This window comes from Leifsonia sp. Y862 (assembly GCF_057669585.1).
Map to the genome: position 1 here is coordinate 1,484,819 of NZ_JBYHFR010000001.1, position 21,073 is coordinate 1,505,891.

Below are 21,073 nucleotides of genomic sequence, written 5' to 3' on the forward strand. Positions count from 1 at the left end.
ATCGGTGCCCCCCTTACGGGTCAAACGCTGTCCTCTCTTTTGTGGACACGTCTCGGGGTCATTTCGGGATCAATCGCTAACATGGGGCCTGTTCCTGCCGACAGTGGTTCACGCAAGGGTGTCGATTTCCCCGCCCGTCGAGCACGAACGAGAGAGAAGGAGAAGCATCGTGAGCGCCACCGAACTGTCAGCGCTACTCTGGCGCGAGCGTGAACTCCTGGAGCTCCTGGTCTTCAAGCTCGAAGAAGAACAGTTGCTGCTCACCGCAGGAAAGACTCGTTGGATCCAGCACGCCACCCGCGAGGTGGAGCAGGTCATGAACAAGCTGCGCGAGAGCGGCCTCAGCCGCACCGTCGCCGTCGCAGAGCTCGCCCTTGAATGGGGCACCGCCGAAGATGCAACACTCCGCGACATTGTCAGCCATGCTCCAGACGGCCCGTGGTCGGAAATCTTCATGGCCCACCTCGCTGCGCTCAGCGACCTGACCGGGCAGATCAGGGAACTGCGAGACGTCAATTTGCAGTTCCTGCGCTCAGCCGCCCGTTCTACGCAAGAGACCATGGCGAACATCGACACAAACGCCGCCACGTACGACGCCACCGGAACGACAGATTCAGCTCGCCACGGCGCACGATTCTTCGACCAGAAACTGTGAGGATGTCCCGATGAGTACCTTTAGCGGATTGAACACCGCCTATACAGGGTTGGCTGCAGCCAAACTGGGCTTCGACATCGTCGGCCAGAACGTGTCGAACGCCGACGTCGTTGGCTACACGCGTCAGCGCGTGTCGACATCAGCGGTTGCTCCGCTCAATTCCATGGGCTTGTTCAGCAACGGCTTGCGCCCTGGCCAGGGAGTGTCGATTGACGGCATCGCCCGTCTCGGCAACTCGACGCTTGACGCACAGGTTCGGTTCTCAGCGGGCGGCGCCGGCTACACGGCAGTTCGCGCGAACGTCATGACCGCGCTGGAGACGTCCCTCAACGAGCCGGGAAAAAACGGTATTGCCAGCCAGCTCGGCGACTTCTGGGCCGCATGGGGCGACCTGACCAATGACCCAGATGAATCCGCACAGGGCGGGCTGGTCATCAGCGCGGCCAAGACGCTGGCGTCGACCATCGCCTCTGGATACAACGCTGTCACCAGCCAATGGGCATCGACACAGTCGGATCTCGCCGGCATGGTCAAGGAAGTCAACGCAACCGCAGCGCAGGTTGCCGATCTCAATGGGCGCATCCGCACGATGGTCGCTTCGGGCAGCTCTGCGAACGAATTGATCGATGCCAGGAACACGATGACGACAACACTCGCCGCCCTCACCGGCGGCACCGTGCGCGAGTTGCCCGATGGCACCGTTGACGTGCTTGTGGGTGGCAACCCGTTGGTGACAGGCACGATGTCCCAGGAACTCACGCTCACCGGCTCTCCCACGTACGCTGGTTCGGCCGGCGCGCCTGTGCAGGTCGAGTGGGCCAGGCGCCCCGGTGTCTCAGTCGCCGTCGACGGTGGAGAGATCGGCGGCTCGCTGACCATGCTGGCGCCGACCAATGCCGCCGGAACGGGTGGAGCACTCGCCGAAGCTGCAGCCTCATACGACAAGCTGGCCACGGCACTCGCCCAACAGGTCAACGCGATCCACCAGACAGGCGCAACGGCGACTGGCACCGTCGGACTCGACTTCTTCCAGTTCGATGCCACCAGGCCTGCCCTGTCACTGACCGTGATCCCGACCAGCCAGGCGGAGATCGCCTCAGGACTGCCGGGGGCCGGCGGTAACAATGGCGCGATCGCAGATGCCATCTCCCAGATCGGTATTGCGGCTGGGTCCCCCGACAAGCTGTGGGCGGCATCCGTCACCGACATCGCCGTCGCGAGCAAGACGACGCTCAAGCAGGCCGTGCTTGCTGACATCGCGTCGACAACGGCCACCAATGCCCAGCTGTCCAACTCCGCCGTCGATCTCGACGAAGAGAACATCTCGATGCTCACGTACCAGCACGCGTACCAGGGTGCAGCGAGGGTCATCACTGCAATCGACGAGATGCTCGACACTCTCATCAACCGCACCGGAATTGTAGGGCGCTAAGCCATGATCTCTCGCATAACGACCAGCGCGCTCATGCGCTCCTCGCAGCGCAACCTGCAGGCAAACCTCTCGACGATGGCCAGGCTCCAGGACCAGGCCACGTCGCAGAAGCTCATCACCAAGCCGTCTGACGACCCGACGGGCACCTCAAACGCCATGGCCGTCCGCGGCGAGCAGCGTGCGGCCAGCCAGTACACGCGCAACGCCAGCAATGGCAACAACTGGCTCACAACCGTCGACTCCGCGCTGGGAACCGCCCTGACGCTCATGAACAACGTTCGGGACCAGACAGTGTTGGGTGCGAACGACGGTGCGATGTCGGCCGCCGCCAAAGAGGCGATTGCCGTCGCACTCGAGGGATTTCGAGACGATCTCCTCAAGGTGGCGAACACCCAGTATCTCGGTCGAAACGTCTTCGCGGGCAACTCCGATGCCGGTGCCGCCTTTACCGATGTGGCTGGTGTCATTTCATACACGGGGACAGGAACGGGCGTCGACCGTCGAGTCGACAGCAACTCAACGGTTCGTGTTGATGCTGACGGAGTCGCGGTCTTCGGAACGGGCCCTGCGTCAGTCTTCACTCTCGTCGACTCGATCGTGGCCGACCTGCGCGCAGGCGTGAACGTTGGTCCGCGCCTCGCCGAACTCGATACTCGGATGAAGTCCGTCATCAACCAGCAAGCGGATGTCGGTGCTCGACAGGCGCAGATCATGAAAGCTCAGGAGAACCTGGTGATTAAATCAGCGACGTTGGAGACACAACGATCGACTATTGAAGACATTGACCTCGGCAAGGTGATCCTGGAGTTGAAGCAGGCACAGGTGAACTACCAGGCCGCACTGCAGGTCACCGCGAGCGTGATCCAGCCAACACTGATGGACTTCCTCAGTTGAGCGTCGTACACACCAGCACCGCTCGCCACAGCATCGTGGACAACAGTGTTGCGCTTCGCTTTGTCGCATCGCCTCCTGGGCTTGACCCTCTGGTGGATTTCACCCTCATTCCCATCCCGAATGCTGTTGGGCTGTACTCGATGACCGCAGTACTCGACCCGCAGACACGATTGTTCCTGCTTGATCCCGGCGCGCACTTCTCGGATTACAGCCCGGTGATTTCAGATGAGTACTGCGCCGCGCTGTCGATCCACGCCCCTGAGGACGCCCTGATCCTGGTCGTGGTGAACGCCGGCCCAGAGGGAACCGCGGCCAACCTGGTCGCTCCAATCGTCGTCAACGCCGAGACTGGCATCAGTGCCCAGGTCATTCTCGAGGGTCAGGACTACCCGCTTCGAGCGCTCATCGGGGCTCCCAGAGAAAGCTAGCCGGCCTCTGGCTCACCGGTTGCTGTCTGGTGTCGTGGGGCTCGGCGGCGCAACCAGGAAGCTTCCTCCACCGTATTTCGCGTTCGCGACCGACATGATTTTCGGCCAGATTCGGTGTCGTGCAGTAGCCGCCTGGCCGCTGTCAAAGTACGAGATGCGCTGGTTGGCGTTTCCTGTCACGGCGACGACGGCGACGACCGTGGCCACCTTGGTGCTCGCCCCACTCATCCAGGTGTCCTTTGCACCGTCTGTGGTCCCTGTCTTTCCGATCATCGGGACATTCGGCGTGGTACTGCTGTAGGACTGCCGTGCCGTTCCACTCGACATGACGAGCTGCAGGGCGTAGTCCATTCCCGCGACGACCGAGGGTGGCACCGACTGGGTACACGTCGACGACGGGATCGGCATGTTCGTGCCATCCGCCGCGACGATTCGGTCAATGGCAATCGGGGTGCAGGTGATCCCCCTGTTCGCGATGCCGGCAAACGCAACAGTCATCGTGAGTGGGGCAACCTCGTTGGTTCCAATCACCGAGGATGCGCTCTGCACGAGAGGGTCACCATCCGCTCGATGCACGCCAAAGGCCTCAGCCGTCTTACGGATGCCGCACAAGTCGAGCCGCTTTGCCATGCCGATGTAGCCGGTGTTGATCGAATTGATCGTCGACTCGAGCGCCGTGTAGTTGCCGCCCGCTTCGTCGGCGTCGTTCTTGGGGTTCCAGTGCTCGCTGTTGTAGTTCTGCGGGCCCAGGCAACTGTCCCTGAACGTGCCCCAGTTCGCCTTGGGTGCTGAATCCACCCTTTCACTCAGGGAATGGCCCTCTTTCAGCCATTCGGCGAGGGTGAAGACCTTGTAGGTCGATCCGGGCTGGAAACCCCGAGACCCGCCCTCGTTGAAGTCGGTGTTGTAGTTGACGCTCGTATAGTTGGGGCCCCGTGCCAGCACCTCAGGATCCTGGCTGTAGATCTTGTTTTGCGCCATGGCGAGTACTCGCCCGGTTCCAACCTGCACGCTCGACACGACGGCGCCGAAGTCCCACCCGGGGTACGACTGCGGCACGTTGGCCGACATGGCGCTCACCGCTGCGTGTTGGAGATCGAGATCAAGGGTCGTATACACGTCGTAGCCGCCCCGACGGAAGTTCAGGATTCTTGTCTCCTGGTCTTTTCCAAAAGTCGGATCGTTCTTCAGGATGTGCGTGACGTAGTCACAGAAATACGCTTTGTCCTCAGCTGTCTGGCAGCCGGTGCTCGGCTCGCTGATGGCGGGTTGAATCGGTGCTGCAATCGCCGCATCGTGATCGGCGGCGGTGATCTTCCCGTACTTCAACATCTGGTCGAGGAGATAGTCGCGGCGGCCGAGATTGGCCTGGTACCCGTTGGCGGCGCCGTTGGTCTCGCTGTCTGGCCGATCGAGCTGAAACTTCACCGGGTTGTTCACGATGGCCATCAGGCTGGTCGCCTGCGACAGGGTGAGGTTCGCAGCCGTGGTGCTGAAGTAGTAGTTCGCCGCTGCCTCAATGCCGTACACCGTTCCGCCGAAGCCTGCGATGTTCAGGTATTGGCGGAGGATGTCGTCTTTGCTGTACTTCTTCTCAACGCCGATCGCCAGTCGCATCTCTCGCAGCTTGCGCTCCGGCGTCGTGGCCGTTGCTTCGTCGTAGCAATCGCTTCTGGACTTCTCGTCCGGGAGCTCCTCACACTTCTGAACCAGCACGTTCTTGACGTACTGCTGTGTGATCGACGACCCTCCCTGCGTCTCATGCCCGGCGGCCGTCAACGTCGCCGCGCGCAGAGTGCCCTGCAGATCGACGCCTTTATGTTCGTAGAAGCGCGGGTCCTCCCCCGCGACCGCCGCGTCCTTCACGTACTGGCTGATGTCGTCCCAGCCGACCTCAACGCGATTCTGGTCGTAGAACGACGCGAGGAGCACCGGGGTTCCGTCTGATTTCGTCGCGTAAATGTTGCTCCGCTGGGCGAGAGGCCCGATCGAGACGTAGTCGGGCAAATTCTCGAAGATGCCAATAGTGTTCGTGGCTGCCATGCCAGTGAGCGCAAGTGCCGGAGCAATGCTGACGGTGAGCAGCATTCCGGCAGCAGAGCTGAGAGCGACGAGCCCGAGCAGGCCGCCGAACGCGCCAGAGAGGGTTCTGGACTTGGTGGTGGGAGGATCGCTCTCGCCAGTGGTGCTCATGATCAACACCCCCAGCGTGATTGTCCGTGAGCCACGGTCTGCGGGGGTTCGGTGATGAACCCCTGTCTGAGTCGAGCTTTAATCGAACCTCACACTGAGCGAGAAGTCCAGAGCTTCACAATCGTTTGGGGGGAAGCGTTTCAGAGACTATGGGGCAAGCGTTTCTGACTACCCGAGGTGAACCTTGGGTGTTGCACGCCGGCGCTCCAGCTTGTCCTTGATGAGCAGCATGGGGAGAAAGAGCGTGGCAATGGCCGTCACGAGCCAGACAATCAAGGTGGCCAGGAGCCAGGTCGACACGCCACTGATAACGAGGCCGCCCGTGAACAGGCTCGCTATCAAGAGCGCGACGAAGGTGGACACCAAGCCGATGCCGCCGAGGAAGGCGGGCGCATTCCTCGCGACCATCTTCGCGACGAACGGCGACAGGATGCTCTGCGCGAGGGCGAAAATCAGCACACTCACGATGAAGCCGCTGAACGTCACCGTGAAGTCAGGAAGAATCAGCCACGCGGCCAACAGCCCGAGCGCTGCTGAGCCCACGAAAATGACAATCCGAAGCAGTATGCGAATCATGCTGTGATGCTATCCGTTCAGCGGGCACGACGCGGGATTTCAGCCACGCGCTTCATCGCCGGAGCTTCGTGAGCTACGGCGCTTCATACGCCGCACGCAGGCCGGCAATGTCGATCTTCTTCATCTGCAGCATGGCCTGCATCACTTTCCCGGCCTTCACCGGATCGCGGTCTCCCAGCAACTCACCGAGGAGCGGTGGAACCACCTGCCAGGACAAGCCGAATTTGTCCTTGAGCCACCCGCACTGGCCCGGTTCTCCACCGGCGGTCAACGCATCCCAGTACTTGTCAATCTCCTGCTGGGTCTCTGCTTTGACATAGAACGAGATTGCTTCGGTGAACGCGTAAAGCGGACCGCCATTCAAGGCTTCGAACTCGACACCCTCCAGCACGAACGAGACCGACATGACGGTTCCGGCGGGCACGGGAGCGCCCTCGCCATAGCGGGAGACGGTGAGGATCTCCGAATTGTCGAAGAGCGAAACGTAGAACGTTGCCGCTTCCTCCGCTTGGCTGTCGAACCACAGAAACGGGCTTATCTTCTGCATGGGATCCACTCCTTATCTCGGCGAAACGCCTGAGTGATCCTCACAGTACCCATCTGGTGCGCGTGGGCCCAGCGCGTTCACGGCCTTCCCCATTGTCAGGTTGCGACTTAGGCTCATCGCATGTCGGCCTCAACAAATGGCAGTACTGCAGCGGATGCGCAGAACGCTGCACCACAGCCCACTCCCGCTGCGCCGGCGATGCCCAAGGGACTGGGCATCCGTCTGGGGCTCTTGATCGTGCTGATGATGCTTCCCATGATCATCATCGTGCTCACCCCACTCAAGCACGAGGCCTACCTCTATTTCCTCGGAACGATGCCGGCCATGCTCAGTCGCTCGCTCCATATCGGCGTCAGCATCGTGGCTATTTTCCTCAATGCCCTCGTCGTGCCCGTTGCCATCCTGTCGAGCCAGTCAGTCATGTCTGGCACGCTGCTCATGATTCTGCTGGCAGTCATCATCGCGCTCAGTTCAGTGCGCGGCTGGAACGGCCCGCTGATGTACGTCGGCGTCATGGCCGGCCTGCTAGTGACGTCGAAACCCCCACATGTGGATATCAGCGGGGCGTCTGAGTCACTTCAACTCTGGTACCCGGCTCTTCTCGTGCTGGTGGGAGGGTTCTGGGCGCTCCTGCTGTCGCGCACGCTCCTGAAGGGGATGCCAGACAAGCCGGCGACTCCTGTCGGTGGCCGGGATGCATTCGCCTTCGGGGTTGCCCTCGCCATCCTGCTTGGTTTCTCAACGGCCGTGGCTATGACGTGGTTCTTCAACACTCATGCTGGGTGGATATTGCTGACCATCCTGCTCGTCGTGAAGGCGGACTACTCGACCACAACACAACGCGTCTGGCATCGGAGCCTCGGCACCATTGCGGGTGGACTGGCCGCTGCCCTGCTCGCGGTTCTCGTGCATAACCCCACGATCCTCCAGCTCGCCGGTGCCGTCTTCGGATTCGCGATGCTCTGGGTTGTTCTGACCGGCAAGCCGTACTACGTGATGTCAGCGGTCATCACCCCGACCATCGTGCTGATGAATTCATCAGGCAACAGCACCAGCGTCTTCGACACCGACCTGGAGCGGGTCATCTACACGCTCGTGGCAGGCGTGTTGATCCTCCTGGTCATTGGAGCCGGGCAGCTGATCTCCGCCGCGATAGCCAGGCGGGATAAGTTGCCGGACGCTCCGATCGCGACCGAGTGATGAGTTGGCTCGCATCCGAGCGGATCACGTCCTGAGCTCGAAGGAGAGCACAATGCGGATGTCACGAGTGGTGCCAATTATTGCCGTCGTGTCCATCCTCGGGCTATCGGTGCAGAGTGCCGCACGTGCGGTCGATGGCGAATTGGCACCGATCAATCCCGTCTCATTCGTGTTGAACGGCCATCCGGCCAACAGCAACTTTCTTGTCTTCGTGGAGAACGACGTCTTCATCGCTGCCGACGAATCCGAGGGCACGGTGGCGATGGGCGGGGACTTTGGATTCAACTCCTCGTATAACGTTGCAGCCGCCACACCTATCGCTCCGACCTTCATCGCACCGGGTGACGCCGCACCCACCTACCTCTATGTTGGTGGCGGAATCCAGTTCCCCGCGACAGGAAGCTCGTCCGTTGTGCGGGTACTGAGTGGGGGGTTCACCAAAGTGGCAGACACCTCCACGTATAGCGCGTACAACACTGACCAGAACGGTGCCCAGGTCAATTACCAGCTGACTCCGACCGGGACGCCGTACAACACAGCGCCACGGATCGAGGGTACGACCAATCAGCAAACACCGGAGTCGATCGCGACACCGGTGGACAGCTCGCTCATCGACATTCCGTCTGCATTCACTGAATATCGATCTCTCTCGACCCAGATTGCGACCTGCACGGCTAATGCGCAGCTGACCGACAGCCGAGACGTGCCGCTAGCTGCGCCGTTGCCGCCCAACGCCTGGCTCACTCTCACACCAGGGGTTACCAATGTCCTGACCATTCAGGCAACCGATCTCAGCAGCCTGCAGGAAATCACCTTTCGAAGCGAGCCGTCCGCCGATACTCCACTCGTTGTCAACGTCCTTGGCACGTCGTTCGACGGAGAGATGCCCAATTTGCCTGGAGTGTCTTCCGCCAATGCGCCGTACATGCTCTGGAATTTTCCCACTGCACTATCCATCCGTGTGACGGGCGGCGATTCACTTGAAGGCACCATCTACGCGCCATACGCCGACCTGACCTGGGAGATCCTGCAGAACATCGAGGGCAACGTCATTGCCGCCAACTTCACGCATGGCTCCTCTGCATCACCACCACCTGTGCGGGAGCTTCACGACTTTCCCTTCAATACGACGGTCTCCTGCTCCAACGCTACGGAGGATGGCAGGCTGACCCTGGTCAAACAGATCGTGCAAACTGACACAGGCACCGCCCAGCCCTCTGACTGGACGTTGTCCGCGATCGGTCCGACGACGGTCTCCGGCCCCGGCAATACAGCGAGCGTCACCGATGTTACTGTCCCGCCCGGCGACTATGCGCTCACCGAGTCTGGCGGACCCGATGGCTTTGGCGTTGGCACGTGGGGCTGTACCGGCGGAACGTTGCACTCCGACGGCCTGACGGTGACCGTGCCAGAAGCCACGGAGGTCACCTGCACAATCGTGAATACGGCGCGCTGTGTCACTCCGAATCCTGAGCCGGAGTTTCCCGTGATTCCGCCTTCCCCGACGCCGACGCCGACGAACGAGCCCGCCCCCGGCGGTGGCGCAACGGACCCCTCTCAGCCCGGATGTGGACCGCAGCTATCCGCAACCGGTAGTGGCGCCGCCGGAGTTGTTGGGCCGGCTCTGCTGCTGTTTGGCGTGGGGACGGCGATCCTCATCTACGCCCGGCGGCCGAAGAAGCTCGTCGACTAGTGCACGTTGACGCTCTCGAATGGGCCTACAGCACCACACGGGTTCGCGTAGTGCGCCGAGATGTAGCCGAGGCCCCCACCCATCCGTTGCCCGTGGGCACAGCGTATTCGCGGGCTTCCCCATTGACTGGTTGCGACTTAGGCTCATCGCAAGTCGGCCTCAGGCCACCCTCTCATGAGGCTGTAGGGAGAAAATGATGAGAATGTCCCGGGTAGTGCCCATGGTTGCCGTCCTGGCTCTGCTCGGGCTGTCGGCACAGAGCGCCGCAATGGCGGTTGATGGCGAACTATCGCCGATCAACCCCGTTTCGTTCGATTTGAATGGCCACCCGGCCAACAGCAACTTCCTCGTCTACGTCGAGAACGACGTGTTCCTCAATGCCGACGAAACAGAGGGCACGATTGCGATGGGCGGAAACCTGAGCTTCGACACCACGTACAACGTGGCGGGCACGACGCCGATCACGCCCACCTTCACCGCGCCGGGGGATGCCGCTCCTACCTACCTCTACGTCGGCGGCGGCATCCAGTTTCCCGCCGCCGGAAACTCGTCGATCGTCCGCGTGCTGAACGGCGGCTTCACCAAAGTTGCGGACACCAGCACGTACACCGCGCACAACACTGACCAGAACGGCGCCCAGGTCAATTACCAGCTGACTCCGTCGGGGACCGCCTACAACACGGCGCCTCGCATCGAAGGCACCACAAACCAGCAGACTCCAGCGTCCATTGCAACGCCGGTGGACAGTTCCCTCATTGACATTCCTTCCGCATTCGCGGCGTATCGACCGCTATCCACCCAGATTGCAACGTGCACCAACAACGTCACTCTCACCGATGCCCAGGGAAATCCGGTGTCATCACCGCTGCCTGCCAACGTCTTTGTCACTCTCACTCCGGGAGTGACCAATTTCTTGACAATCCAGGCCACGGAACTCGCACTTCTGCAGGAGATAACGTTCCGGACGCCGCCGACCGCTGATACGCCGTTCGTCGTCAACGTGCTGGGAACGTCATTTGACGGCGAGATGCCCAACTTGCCAGGGACCTCGTCGGCAGAGGCGCCATACATGCTCTGGAATTTTCCCAATGCAACAACTGTCCGCGTAACCGGTGGCGATTCGCTCGAGGGCAGCATTTACGCCCCATACGCGAACCTGACCTGGGAAATCTCGCAGAACATCGAGGGGTCCGTCATCGCTGCCAATTTCACCCACGGGCCCACCGTAGCGAGGCCGGTACCGATTGAGATTCACGACTACCCATTCAGCACGACTATCTCGTGCAGCAACCCCGTGGTTGACGGCAGCCTGACCCTGGTGAAAGAGGTCGTGCAGACCGACGCCGGCACCGCGGCGCCCTCCGATTGGACGTTGTCTGCGACGGGGCCGGACACCGTGTCGGGCCCCGGAAATTCATCCAGTGTCACGGATGCGACCGTCACACCCGGCGACTACACGCTCAGCGAGTCTGGCGGACCAGAGAATTTCATTCCTGGCACGTGGACCTGTACTGGAGGAACCCTGGATTCCAGCGGGACAACGGTGACGGTGCCAGAAGGCGCAGATGTCACCTGCACAATCGTGAATACCGCGCGCTGCGTGTCACCCACGCCCACGCCTACGCCTACGCCTACGCCTACGCCTACGCCGACACCAACACCAACACCAACACCAACACCAACACCAACACCAACACCAACGCCCACACCCACGCCGACGCCGACGCCGACGCCGACCCCGACCCCGACCCCGACCCCGACAGTAACGCCGACGCCGACCGGCGGGCCAACGCCCGGTGGTGGTGGTGGTGTAACGGCTCCTCGCAAGCCCGGCTGTGGACCGCAGTTGTCGGCGACTGGCAGCAGCAGCGCCGGAGCCATCGGCTCTTCAGTGCTGCTGCTTGGCTCTGGGGTGGCAATTCTCCTCTACGTCCGTCGGCCGAAGAAGCTGAGCGACTAGTACCAGTTGTGACTCTCTGAGTGGGCCCACGCACCGCACGGGTTCGTGTAGCGCGACGAAATGTACCCGAGGCCCCAGTTGATTTGGGTTGTTGCACTCGTGCGCCAGTCGGCACCAGCGGATGCCATCTTGCTTCCTGGCATCGACTGGGGAATCCCGTATGCGCCGCTGCTGGCGTTGTAGGCATCAGCGCGCCACCCCGATTCCCGATTCCAGAGCGACACCAGGCAGCTGAACTGTTCGCTCCCCCACCCGCGAGCGGCAACGGCAGTCGCCGCGTATGCGCGAGCACCCGCAGGATCGACGACCATGCCGGCCGGAGGTGCAGCAGTGTCTGCGCCACCGCCCGAACCCCCTGAGCTGCCTGAACCTGTGCCACCGGTACCGGGATTCGCTGTACCGCCAGAGCCGCCGGAACCGCCGGAACTGCCAGAGCCGCCAGCCGCCTTCTCCGCTGCGGCCGCTGCAGCGGCCGCTTGCTGGGCAGCGAAGGCCTCAGCTTCGGCTACCCCTGACCGATAGGCACGCTCCGTCTCAGCGGTCGAGTTCCGCAACGTCGCAAGCTGGGCGAACAACACGTCGGACGCGGCCTGTTGCGTCGCTATCTCGTCTTCGGCGGCCTGCTGGGCCCGCTGGGCGGCATCCACTCTGCTCTGTGCTTCGCTGGCACGTCGGTCTCGCTCCGAGATCGCGGCATCCGCTTGCTCGCCCAGTGTGCGCACCAGGTTTTGCTCTGCGAGCGCACGCTCCTCGATGCCGCGCGTGGTTTGGCTCAGCCGGGTTGACACACTCAATTCGTAGAGCAGGTCGCTGTCAGGGTCGTTCGTCAACAGCATCCGGTACACCAGCTCGCCCGCGCCTGACCGGTACAGCTGGGCGCCCAGGAGGCCGAGTTGAGTCGTAGCGGCTTCTGCCTGTTTCGTGGCGCGCTCCAGCTGCGACTGAATTGTGGCGGCACGCGTTGCAGCGCGTGCCAGTGCGGCCTTCGCATCCGCCGATGCGCCGCTGGCGGCAATGGCCAGGTCGGCCAAGGTTCCTGCGCGCGATTCGAGCGCAGCCAGCGCCGTGTCAATTCGGGTGAGTTGCGCCTGGGTGGCCACAGTGTTGTTGCGGGCCGCTTCGACCTCTGCCCAGCTCGGGTAGTCATCGGCGAATGCAACACGGGGCATCGATCCGGACAGCGTCGCAGCAACCAGGGCGGTCGCAAGAACTGACGCACACCATCCGCGAGTTTTCCGCTGCACTCTTGTCGCCCTTCCGACTTGCGAGTTTACGTACGGTCAGCGGCGTCGCCGGGAGCACGCGCCCATGAGCGCCAACCCGGAGGCAGTGCGCAGCCTCACGGCTTGCCCCAGACAGACGTGCGCTGGCCCGACCCCTCGCTGGGGAACGAATCCTATGAGGGGTCTATGCGCCCGTCCTCAGAGGCACTGCCAGGGTCTGACTTGTGTGCCACAGGGCGCCTGGCGGCGATGAACGTCGTGACGTTCGTGGTGATCGCGTTGGACACCAGCATGCCGAGAGCGATTGCGAACATGGACAGCGCCGTCGAGATCAGTCCCTCAACGCTTTGGGGCACGCTCGATTTCGCTTCGTCGAGGCTGAGGAAGCCCAAGGCGCCAGGCACCAGTATCCAGAAGGAGGCAAGAGTGAGCACGGCTTCAGGAGGTGCTGTCTTGAAACGGGAAGCGAGCCTGGCAAACGGAATGACCACGAGGGCGCCGAAAAAGCTCGACAGCTCAGCGCCGACGATCAGCGTTCCGATGGACTGTGCGCCATACGTGGCGAGCAGGCTGAGCAACAACCACACGAATGACTTCTGCCGGGCAGAGGAGAAGAGTGTGTACCCGATGGCGAGGAGGGTGATCCCCACGAATGGTGTCCAGATCCCCAGGTTGTTCGTCCGACCGACGTGCGCGGGGATCTCACCGACGAGTGCGAATCCGGCTGCCACCCCAAACGCGAGCAGGAACAGCTGGGCCGTCCCATAGACCAGTCGACTCGCCCCTGAAATGACCTGGCCAGCTGTGAGCTCAATCGCGGCCACGGTCAGCATTGTTCCCGGCAGAAATGAGATGAGGGCCGGCGTGATGACGCGGAGCGGCGATTCGCCAGCCCAATCGGCAAAGAACAACGCGGTGAGGGCAGTAGCCGTGAAGGCAGCGAATACCGGCATCGCAAGAGCCAGGGTCGGTACCTTGTCACCGAGCAGAATCAACGCGCCAACGGCCGCGCCGAGTCCGATGTAGACGGGAAGGGCATTCAGGGTGGGGTTCAGCATGAAGCCGAGGCCCAGGGTGAGGATGGTGTGCCCCAGTATGCGCAGCCACGGACCGAACCTCGGTTCTGACTGCAGCACGCGGGCGAGCTCTGTCAAGAGATCGGCGGGAGCAATCGTGCCGAGCCTGGCACGATGCACGAGCTCATCGAGCGCTGCGAGCTGGTCAAGACGAACGCCAGAGCCCTTCGAGGCCTTGATCTCGGCTCGATAATCGCCGCTCGTGTGCTGCACGATGACCATGGTGGGAAGCACGATGACCTGGATATCGACAAGGTCGTATGCCAGGGCTATCTGGACGAGGGTCGCTGACACATCTGACGTCGCCTGATGAGAATCGAGCAGGGCGACACCGATGGAGCTGATCATGTCGAGCACCGCATGGTCATCTGGCGTCTCTACGGGCACCGCGTCGGGGACCGGTTTGATCACGCTGCGTGCCAGGGTCCTGGCGGACCTCACCCAGCGTGGACGCCGCATTGCTGTCCCACGAATCGCGCTTGGGCGCTCATGCCATACGAGAGAGACCTTGGGCTCACAACCGTTCACCCCTCAGACTGCGAACTGGTGTTGGTGTTGGTTCGCCCAGTCTGACAGCCGGGGACATGCAAAGGAACCGGGAAGAATTGCTTCTTCCCGGTTCCTGTGAAAACTACGTGTTGAGTGCCTACGCGGTGGCGAGAACCTCGTCGAGGGCGTCAGATGCCTTCTCGGGGGTTGCCTTGAGCGCGAGGGCGAGCTCGGAGATCAGGACCTGCCTGGCCTTCAGAAGCATCCGCTTCTCACCAGCGGAAACGCCGCTGTCCTGGTCGCGGCGCCACAGGTCGCGAACAACTTCGCCGATACGGATGACGCTGCCGCTTGCCATCTTTTCCTGGTTGGACTTGTAGCGGCGTGACCAGTTGCTGGCCTCCTCGACGACATCCTGTCGCAGGACGTCGTACACCTCTTCGACGCCGGCGCTGTCGATGACATCGCGCACGCCAACGAGCTCGGCATTCTCGATGGGGAGCTTGATCTTCAGTTCACTGGTGTGAGCGTTGAGAGTCATGTAGGTCTTCTCGACACCGTTGACCACTCGCTTCTCCAGGTCGATGATGGTCACTGCACCGTGGTGAGGGTAGACGAGCGTTTCCCCGATCTCAAAAATCAATTGATGGTTCCTTCTTTTGTAGAGTATGGGGCTACGAATCGACGCAGACGGCCCGTCGAGCGAGTCCTGAAACACGTTCCTGAATGCACACAGTGACCGGTCAATGCTATGCGGTCGACCTCGGCGACCAGCTCAGACTGATGGTATATTCTGGCACTTTATCAACTTTTCATGTGAATCTTGTGCGAGAATGCCCGCGCGTATCGTTTGCGCAGCTCCGGTGGCACCAGTTCTCGCAGCAGATCGGCGCGCAATGGCAGGTCAAGCAGGCTCAGTTTCAGCCGTGAGGCTACGGCTTCATCCCGTGAAATCGGTCCGAACGGTTTCGACCAGCTCCGAACCTGAGCACCGCTTCGTTTGATAGGCTCCCGGGATGTTCTACTCCCTCTCTGTATCGCCCTCAGGGCGTCAGGAGGTTGTCGGCGTCGTTCTCGCCGACAGGAGATAGCCTCACCAGCTCATCGACACCCCTTCAATTGCCGCCCTGGTGCGGCGCAACCGGCCACTGGCCGATCGATTGGTGACTCATTTTGCTTCCTCTGACTGAACAACAGATTCGCGCTTCCTTCGTCAATGCATCACACAAGGAGGTCAACGACCTCACTCTCCCCCTCGACTTCGATGCAATCGCGTGGGATCGCATCGACCACTTCGGCTGGCGAGACCGAAAGTCGCCCCGCCGCGCATACGTCGTCGCATGGCAGGGAGACACCCTCGTTGGCATCGTTCTCACTCGGGCTCACACAGCACCACGGGCCAGGGCGCAATGCTCGTGGTGCCAGGACATCACGCTGACGAACGAGGTTGTGTTCTACGGCGCAAAGCGAGCCGGCCAGGCGGGCAGACGAGGCGATACCGTCGGCACGCTCATCTGCGGGGATTTCGGGTGTTCCGCGAATGCGCGGAAGCGGCCACCCATGGCGTACATCGGCTTCGACGTCGAGGCTGCCAAAGAGAAGCAAGTCGTTGGCTTGGGCGAGCGCGTTCGCGGGTTCATTTCTGAGGTACGTGAGCACTGACTCGAGCACTGACTCGAGCACTGACTCGAGCACTGACTCCAGCACTGACTCGAGCACTGACTCGCGTCTTGCGATTTGATCGCGCGCGACGTATTGTCGTTAACCATCGAACACATGTTCGATGGAGCGGGACAGGGGCAGCGCATGATCACGGCATCGACGACCATGATTTCGGTCTGGAGTGACGGAGGAATTCCCGTCCGGCTGGTGGTTAGCGGGGTCAGGTACACCGTCACAGACCGGCCGACCCCGATTCGCGACATCGTCGACCTCCACGCGGCGATCACGCATCCGGCGTCATCGCCGATCACCGGGTGGCGCTTCCAGGGAACAGACAGCGCGGGAAACTCGCATGTGTTCGACGTTCAACGCGTGCCAGGTCGCCGGGAATGGGAGCTCCTGGCCGTCTACGACTAAGACGACAGACCAGGCACACTGGATGCGCTCTGCACATTGGAGCGCACCAATCAATGCACAGCCGGGAATAGCGGGCACGCGCCCGGCGCTGTCTCACGTGTGAAACGCATCGGGTTCCTCTCTTTCGGTCATTGGCAAGACGTTCGTGGGTCGCATACCCCGACGGCGCGCGACGCGCTCATCCAGAGCGTCGAACTTGCCGTCGCGGCCGAGGAGATCGGAATCAACGGCGCATATGTGCGGGTGCATCACTTCGCCAACCAGCTCTCGTCACCGTTCCCGCTCCTGGCGGCCATGGCAGCTCGGACCAGCCGGATCGACATCGGCACCGGCGTCATTGACATGCGATACGAGAACCCGCTGTATATGGCGGAGGAGGCAGCATCCACTGACCTGCTGAGCAACGGCCGCCTGCAGCTGGGCATCAGCCGCGGATCACCAGAAACGGCTCTCCGCGGCTCTGAGGCATTCGGGCATGTGCCCCCTGAGGACATGACGGATGCCGACCTCGCGCGAACGCACACCGAACTGTTTCGCGCGGCGATTGATGGCGCCGGCGTTGCACAGGCCAACCCGCAGATGACCCGCTCGCCGGGGCTGCTGCCGGTGCAGCCGCAATCGCCGGGCCTTGCCGACCGCATCTGGTGGGGATCAGGGACACGCAAGACGGCGCGCTGGACCGCAGAGCAGGGCATGAACCTGATGAGTTCAACACTGTTGGTCGAAGACACCGGCGTGCCGTTCGACGAGCTGCAAGCCGAACAGATCGCCATCTATCGAGCGGCGTGGGCCGAGGCTGGCTGGGATCGTGAGCCCCGGGTGTCGGTGAGCCGCAGCGTGCTGCCCATCACGACGGACGAGGACCGCGCATACTTCGGCGGGCGCTCCGGTGACAGTGCAGACCAGGTGGGCTATCTGGAGGGCACACTCGCCCGGTTCGGCAAGAGCTATGTCGGCGATCCGGACGTCATCGCCGAGGAATTGGCCACGGACGCCGCCGTGCAGGAAGCAGACACCGTGCTACTGACCGTGCCGAACCAGCTGGGCGTCGAGTACAACGCGCGCCTGCTGGAGACGATCGCACAACACATCGCGCCCGCAGCAGGGTGGCGCTGACCCGATCAGTAAGCCTTCAAGGAGAACGCGGTATTCGTAAGTTCCTCCGACACGGTCCAGAGTCGTCGGGCGGCTACGGGGTCGATCGCCTTCGCTGATCGATCCATCAACGCCGCCGGGCCTCGAACTCCAAACCGACTCGGACCGATGAACGCGTTCGCAGGGATGTCCCCAACGGCGGCGAGAAGTGTCGGTAATGCACCCCCATTGGGGCCGTGAGCCATCAGGGGCGTGGCCAGGGCGCTAAGCGCGTCGAGGAGACGGTTGCCGCTTCTGATCGTGAAGCCTGTTGACGCCCAGCCAGGATGGGCGGCAGCGGCACGTACGGAGGATCCCGACTCGACGAGGAGACGTTGAAGTTCAGTAGTGAAGAGTAAATTCGCCAGCTTCGACTGTCCGTACGCACCGAAGGGGCTGTACGCACGTCGCTCCCATTGGAGATCTGCGAAGTCAATCGTGGCTGAACTGTACGCGCTCGATGTGACCGTCACGACGCGGCTGGTGACGCGGTCGATCAGAAGGTTCGTGAGTGCGAAATGGCCAAGATGGTTGACCCCGAACTGGCTTTCGAAACCGTCGCCGGTGAGCTGCCGACTGGCGGTCATCGCGCCCGCGTTGTTGATGAGGTAATCGAACGAGGTGTCGATGGTGGCCGCGAAACGCCGCACCGACTCGAGTGACGACAGGTCCAGATGCCTTACCTCCGCTCCGGAGCCAATCGATTCCCCAGCGGCGCGGCCTTTATCGAGGTCGCGGACGGCGAGGATAACTCGCGCGCCCTTGGCGGCTAGCGCGGCTGCGGCGGCCAAGCCGATGCCGCTGTTTGCACCTGTGATGATGGCGGTTCGGCCGGCCTGATCCGGAATTTGCGACGACGAAGTGAGTGTAATCATGATCAATATTGTAGTCAGTGCCTACATTGATGTCAATGACAACGGTCCTGATAGACTGCATCAATGGATGAGCGATTGAGCTATCAACGAACCAATCTTCGGGACGTCCTTCTCGAGCGTGCGCTGCGCGTTCTGGGCGAGCGTGGGGCTGGCGCTCTCTCGCTGCGAGAACTCGCGCGAGAGGTCGGCGTATCCCACGCGGCTCCCGCCCGTCATTTTGCCGACCGGCAGCGACTCATGGAAGCGCTGGCCGTCGAGGGGTTCGCCCTGCTTGCCGCACAAATTAGGGATGCAGTCGCGTCGACGCCCGGTCCGCGTGACCAGGCGGCTCTCGTCGCACACGCGTACGTCGCATTTGCGACCAATAACGCGAACCTGGTCGACGTGATGTACCGACACGAGGCACCGGGCGCCACCGACGCGATCGCTAGAGGTGCGAGTGAAGCGTTCGCCCCTCTGCGAGAACTATTCACGCGTGGCGAAGCCGAAGGACTCGTGACAGGGGCAGGCGCCGAGATTTCGGCGACACTGTTCCTGGCGACGTGTCAGGGGATCGCGGCACTCGTCAACTGCGGCGTGGTCGCGCGCGAAAGCGCCGCGGACCTTGTTGATGACGCGATTCCTCGGTTTATCGCGAGTTAGTCTGTGCGCTGTGCGTGCCGTTCGCAACGAGGCGTCGCGTGTCGATATCCTTGTAAGCGAACTATGGGGGATGAAATGGTTGGCAACCAAGGCACAGCGAGCCTACGTCGTGTACCCCAGCAAGATCGCAGCAACGCGCGACTGGGATTGATACTCGACGCAGCGGCAGCGCTCATCGACGAGGTGGGCTACCGCAACGTCACGATGACGTTGGTTGCGCGAAAAGCCGGCATGTCCGGCCCTGGCATCTATCGCTACTTCAGCGACCTTGAGGCTGTGGCCCGCGCACTTGCAGCCCGCAACCTCGAACGCTTCATCGCCAGCACCAAGGAGGCGCTGAGCGCACAGGCCGGCGATTGGACGATCCTGCTGTCCAGGGTCATTGGCGTGTACGCCGAACTCTGTCGCACAGAACCCGGCTTCCGGTGGCTTCGACTGGGCGACGCCGTTGACACGAACCTCTTGAACAACGAGGTGAGCAATCGCAGCTTCGCGGCATCCGTCTTGGCTGAGATCTTCGTCGTACGGTTCGGAGTCCACGAACGCGAGAATCTCAACCTGCACGTCGAGGTCGTCGTCGAAGTCGTCGACGGGCTCATCGCCAGGGCATTCGCGACCAACCCCGATGGCGACCAGTTCTTCATCGACGAGTGCACCCGAGTGGCGTGCGACTACCTGGTCGATTTCCTGGAGCGCACGTACCAGGCAGAACTCGACGTTCATCAGCCGGTTTCCGACTTCTAGCCGACTCTTGGACCGCCGAGGCCGACTGGATGCTCGGCCCCTCGGACACTCGGACTAATACGCGGTGCGGGCCCTGCTCGGCTGCACCCGCGGGGGCTCCCCCGGCATCTTCGGGAAGTCGGGCGGGAACGGTAGTTCGCCGAGACCGGCGGCCAGATCCCTGTCCCACCAGCCCAGCAGCTCGTCGATGATGCCCGGATTGTCGCCGAGCGTCGCCCACGGATCACCCGTCGTGGCCAGCCGCTCCGGCACTGTGGCGATCGTGAAAGTGGCTGGGTCGGCGTTCTCTAGCTCGTCCCAGTCGAGGGGGCACGACACGGGCGCGTGAGCCAAGGCCCTCGGGCTGTAGGCGCCGGCCATGGTCCTGTCGCGGTTGGCCTGGTTGAAGTCGATGAAAATACGCTCGCCCCGCTCCTCTTTCCACCAGGCTGTCGTGACCTGCTTCGGCATCCGTCGCTCGAGTTCGCGCGCCAGCGCGATGACCGCATGACGCACGTCGAGAAACTCGTGCGTTGGCGTGATCGCGGCGAAGACGTGCAACCCGCGGTTTCCGGAGGTCTTGATGTACCCGGTCAGCCCAACCTCGCCCAGCAGCCGACGCAACTCTTGCGCCACCGGGATGGTGTCGGCGAAGTCGGTGCCCGGCTGCGGGTCGAGATCGATGCGCATCTGGTCTGGAAAATCCGGGTTCCCCGCACGCGACGGCCACGGGTGGAACACAATCGCATTCATCTGGACGCCCCAGACGATCGCGGCCGGTTCGTCGATGACGAGCTGCGGATGCGTTCGGCCGCTCGGGTAAACCACCATCACGGACCGCACATAGTCTGGTGCGCCACGCGGCGGGTTCTTCGAGAAGAACTGTTCGCCCTCGATTCCGTCTGGAAACCGTTGCAGCGAGACGGGTCGATCGCCGTTCTGCGCCACGAAGGCATCCCCAACGGCCACGACATAGTTCGCCAGGTCGAGCTTGGTGATGCCGAGCTCTGGCCAGAGCACCCGCCCGGGGCTGGTCAGCCGAACCTGGCGAACCCCGTGCGGGCCGGCAACCTCAACCGCCACAGCCTCGCTCTTCATGAAGACAACGCTATTCCCGGGCGCCCGATCCGACCAGTGTCACTGAACCGACCAGTGTCACTGAACCGACCAGTGTCACTGAACCGACCAGGGCAGGCCAGTGTCAGATCAGAGTCATCTAGCGGTCCAGTGTCACCGAGCTCTCGAGGCGGGCGC

General features: G+C 62.3%; 20 protein-coding genes. 12 read left to right on the forward strand and 8 right to left on the reverse strand.

Translation table 11 applies throughout. From position 1 onward, the window contains the following. Positions 1-169 precede the first annotated feature (169 nt). The 4 genes from AC25Z0_RS06970 to AC25Z0_RS06985 are packed head-to-tail and all read left to right on the forward strand — an operon-like array spanning position 170 to position 3,409. A complete protein-coding gene (locus AC25Z0_RS06970) occupies positions 170-655 on the forward strand; it encodes a flagellar protein FlgN (RefSeq protein ID WP_488119457.1) in 486 nt (161 codons plus the stop codon). 10 nt (positions 656-665) lie between these two features. Beyond that, entirely contained in the window at positions 666-2,087 is a 1,422-nt protein-coding gene (flgK, locus tag AC25Z0_RS06975) for a flagellar hook-associated protein FlgK (protein ID WP_488132693.1), read from the forward strand. 3 nt (positions 2,088-2,090) lie between these two features. Then, on the forward strand, positions 2,091-2,981 hold the full coding sequence (gene flgL, locus AC25Z0_RS06980; protein ID WP_488119459.1) for a flagellar hook-associated protein FlgL: 891 nt from the start codon (positions 2,091-2,093) through the stop codon (positions 2,979-2,981). Beyond that, positions 2,978-3,409: a flagellar assembly protein FliW gene (locus AC25Z0_RS06985; RefSeq protein WP_488119460.1), complete on the forward strand. Its 432-nt coding sequence runs from the start codon at positions 2,978-2,980 to the stop codon at positions 3,407-3,409. Before flgL ends, AC25Z0_RS06985 begins: the two co-directional genes overlap by 4 nt. A gap of 12 nt (positions 3,410-3,421) precedes the next feature. Here AC25Z0_RS06985 and AC25Z0_RS06990 read toward each other — a convergent pair whose 3' ends face one another. From AC25Z0_RS06990 to AC25Z0_RS07000, 3 genes are all read right to left on the reverse strand, one after another. Continuing rightward, positions 3,422-5,602: a transglycosylase domain-containing protein gene (locus tag AC25Z0_RS06990; protein WP_488119461.1), complete on the reverse strand. Its 2,181-nt coding sequence runs from the start codon at positions 5,600-5,602 to the stop codon at positions 3,422-3,424. Between the two features lie 168 nt (positions 5,603-5,770). Next, positions 5,771-6,178 (reverse strand): hypothetical protein, encoded by a 408-nt coding sequence (locus AC25Z0_RS06995; RefSeq protein ID WP_488119462.1) that lies wholly within the window; start codon positions 6,176-6,178, stop codon positions 5,771-5,773. Between the two features lie 73 nt (positions 6,179-6,251). Then, a complete protein-coding gene (locus tag AC25Z0_RS07000) occupies positions 6,252-6,725 on the reverse strand; it encodes a VOC family protein (RefSeq protein ID WP_488119463.1) in 474 nt (157 codons plus the stop codon). A gap of 120 nt (positions 6,726-6,845) precedes the next feature. On the opposite strand from AC25Z0_RS07000, the gene AC25Z0_RS07005 reads away from it, so the two are divergent. The 3 genes from AC25Z0_RS07005 (at position 6,846) to AC25Z0_RS07015 (ending at position 11,578) form a co-directional block, all read left to right on the forward strand. Then, a complete protein-coding gene (locus tag AC25Z0_RS07005) occupies positions 6,846-7,925 on the forward strand; it encodes an FUSC family protein (protein ID WP_488119464.1) in 1,080 nt (359 codons plus the stop codon). 52 nt (positions 7,926-7,977) lie between these two features. Continuing rightward, positions 7,978-9,618 (forward strand): collagen-binding domain-containing protein, encoded by a 1,641-nt coding sequence (locus AC25Z0_RS07010; RefSeq protein WP_488119465.1) that lies wholly within the window; start codon positions 7,978-7,980, stop codon positions 9,616-9,618. Positions 9,619-9,820: 202 nt separating this feature from the next. Then, a complete protein-coding gene (locus AC25Z0_RS07015; RefSeq protein ID WP_488119466.1) occupies positions 9,821-11,578 on the forward strand; it encodes a collagen-binding domain-containing protein in 1,758 nt (585 codons plus the stop codon). Here AC25Z0_RS07015 and AC25Z0_RS07020 read toward each other — a convergent pair. The 3 genes from AC25Z0_RS07020 to AC25Z0_RS07030 all read right to left on the reverse strand — a co-directional run bounded on the left by AC25Z0_RS07020 (position 11,575) and on the right by AC25Z0_RS07030 (position 15,009). Continuing rightward, complete coding sequence (locus AC25Z0_RS07020) at positions 11,575-12,822, reverse strand: coiled-coil domain-containing protein (RefSeq protein WP_488119467.1); 1,248 nt, start codon at positions 12,820-12,822, stop codon at positions 11,575-11,577. The two genes, AC25Z0_RS07015 and AC25Z0_RS07020, sit on opposite strands and share 4 nt — an antisense overlap. 152 nt (positions 12,823-12,974) lie before the next feature. Then, positions 12,975-14,288, reverse strand: a complete 1,314-nt coding sequence (locus tag AC25Z0_RS07025; protein WP_488119468.1) for a threonine/serine exporter family protein — start codon at positions 14,286-14,288, stop codon at positions 12,975-12,977. A gap of 235 nt (positions 14,289-14,523) precedes the next feature. Continuing rightward, a complete protein-coding gene (locus AC25Z0_RS07030) occupies positions 14,524-15,009 on the reverse strand; it encodes a CarD family transcriptional regulator (protein WP_488119469.1) in 486 nt (161 codons plus the stop codon). A 530-nt stretch (positions 15,010-15,539) separates the two neighbouring features. Here AC25Z0_RS07030 and AC25Z0_RS07035 point away from each other — a divergent pair. From AC25Z0_RS07035 to AC25Z0_RS07045, 3 genes are all read left to right on the forward strand, one after another. After that, positions 15,540-16,028 (forward strand): FBP domain-containing protein, encoded by a 489-nt coding sequence (locus AC25Z0_RS07035; protein ID WP_488119471.1) that lies wholly within the window; start codon positions 15,540-15,542, stop codon positions 16,026-16,028. Between the two features lie 114 nt (positions 16,029-16,142). Further along, entirely contained in the window at positions 16,143-16,445 is a 303-nt protein-coding gene (locus AC25Z0_RS07040; protein WP_488119472.1) for a hypothetical protein, read from the forward strand. A gap of 99 nt (positions 16,446-16,544) precedes the next feature. Further along, on the forward strand, positions 16,545-17,561 hold the full coding sequence (locus AC25Z0_RS07045; RefSeq protein ID WP_488132694.1) for an LLM class flavin-dependent oxidoreductase: 1,017 nt from the start codon (positions 16,545-16,547) through the stop codon (positions 17,559-17,561). A gap of 5 nt (positions 17,562-17,566) precedes the next feature. Here AC25Z0_RS07045 and AC25Z0_RS07050 read toward each other — a convergent pair whose 3' ends face one another. Beyond that, entirely contained in the window at positions 17,567-18,454 is an 888-nt protein-coding gene (locus AC25Z0_RS07050; RefSeq protein WP_488132695.1) for an oxidoreductase, read from the reverse strand. Positions 18,455-18,517: 63 nt separating this feature from the next. Between AC25Z0_RS07050 and AC25Z0_RS07055 the strand changes: the two genes are divergently transcribed. Both AC25Z0_RS07055 and AC25Z0_RS07060 read left to right on the forward strand, forming a co-directional pair. Then, a complete protein-coding gene (locus AC25Z0_RS07055) occupies positions 18,518-19,096 on the forward strand; it encodes a TetR/AcrR family transcriptional regulator (protein WP_488119475.1) in 579 nt (192 codons plus the stop codon). Positions 19,097-19,171: 75 nt separating this feature from the next. After that, a complete protein-coding gene (locus AC25Z0_RS07060) occupies positions 19,172-19,840 on the forward strand; it encodes a TetR/AcrR family transcriptional regulator (RefSeq protein ID WP_488119476.1) in 669 nt (222 codons plus the stop codon). A gap of 54 nt (positions 19,841-19,894) precedes the next feature. Here the strand turns inward: AC25Z0_RS07060 and ligD are convergent, their stop codons facing one another. Beyond that, a complete protein-coding gene (gene ligD, locus AC25Z0_RS07065) occupies positions 19,895-20,917 on the reverse strand; it encodes a non-homologous end-joining DNA ligase (RefSeq protein ID WP_488132696.1) in 1,023 nt (340 codons plus the stop codon). Positions 20,918-21,073: the final 156 nt, after the last annotated feature.

Bases quoted from the DNA above. Each gene is read 5' to 3' on its own strand.
- flgK (WP_488132693.1), top strand. From the start codon at position 666: ATGAGTACCTTTAGCGGATTGAACACCGCCTATACAGGGTTGGCTGCA.
- flgL (WP_488119459.1), top strand. From the start codon at position 2,091: ATGATCTCTCGCATAACGACCAGCGCGCTCATGCGCTCCTCGCAGCGC.
- AC25Z0_RS06990 (WP_488119461.1), bottom strand. From the start codon at position 5,602: ATGAGCACCACTGGCGAGAGCGATCCTCCCACCACCAAGTCCAGAACC.
- AC25Z0_RS06995 (WP_488119462.1), bottom strand. From the start codon at position 6,178: ATGATTCGCATACTGCTTCGGATTGTCATTTTCGTGGGCTCAGCAGCG.
- AC25Z0_RS07000 (WP_488119463.1), bottom strand. From the start codon at position 6,725: ATGCAGAAGATAAGCCCGTTTCTGTGGTTCGACAGCCAAGCGGAGGAA.
- AC25Z0_RS07005 (WP_488119464.1), top strand. From the start codon at position 6,846: ATGTCGGCCTCAACAAATGGCAGTACTGCAGCGGATGCGCAGAACGCT.
- AC25Z0_RS07010 (WP_488119465.1), top strand. From the start codon at position 7,978: ATGCGGATGTCACGAGTGGTGCCAATTATTGCCGTCGTGTCCATCCTC.
- AC25Z0_RS07015 (WP_488119466.1), top strand. From the start codon at position 9,821: ATGTCCCGGGTAGTGCCCATGGTTGCCGTCCTGGCTCTGCTCGGGCTG.
- AC25Z0_RS07040 (WP_488119472.1), top strand. From the start codon at position 16,143: ATGTTCGATGGAGCGGGACAGGGGCAGCGCATGATCACGGCATCGACG.
- AC25Z0_RS07050 (WP_488132695.1), bottom strand. From the start codon at position 18,454: ATGATTACACTCACTTCGTCGTCGCAAATTCCGGATCAGGCCGGCCGA.
- AC25Z0_RS07055 (WP_488119475.1), top strand. From the start codon at position 18,518: ATGGATGAGCGATTGAGCTATCAACGAACCAATCTTCGGGACGTCCTT.
- AC25Z0_RS07060 (WP_488119476.1), top strand. From the start codon at position 19,172: ATGGTTGGCAACCAAGGCACAGCGAGCCTACGTCGTGTACCCCAGCAA.
- ligD (WP_488132696.1), bottom strand. From the start codon at position 20,917: ATGAAGAGCGAGGCTGTGGCGGTTGAGGTTGCCGGCCCGCACGGGGTT.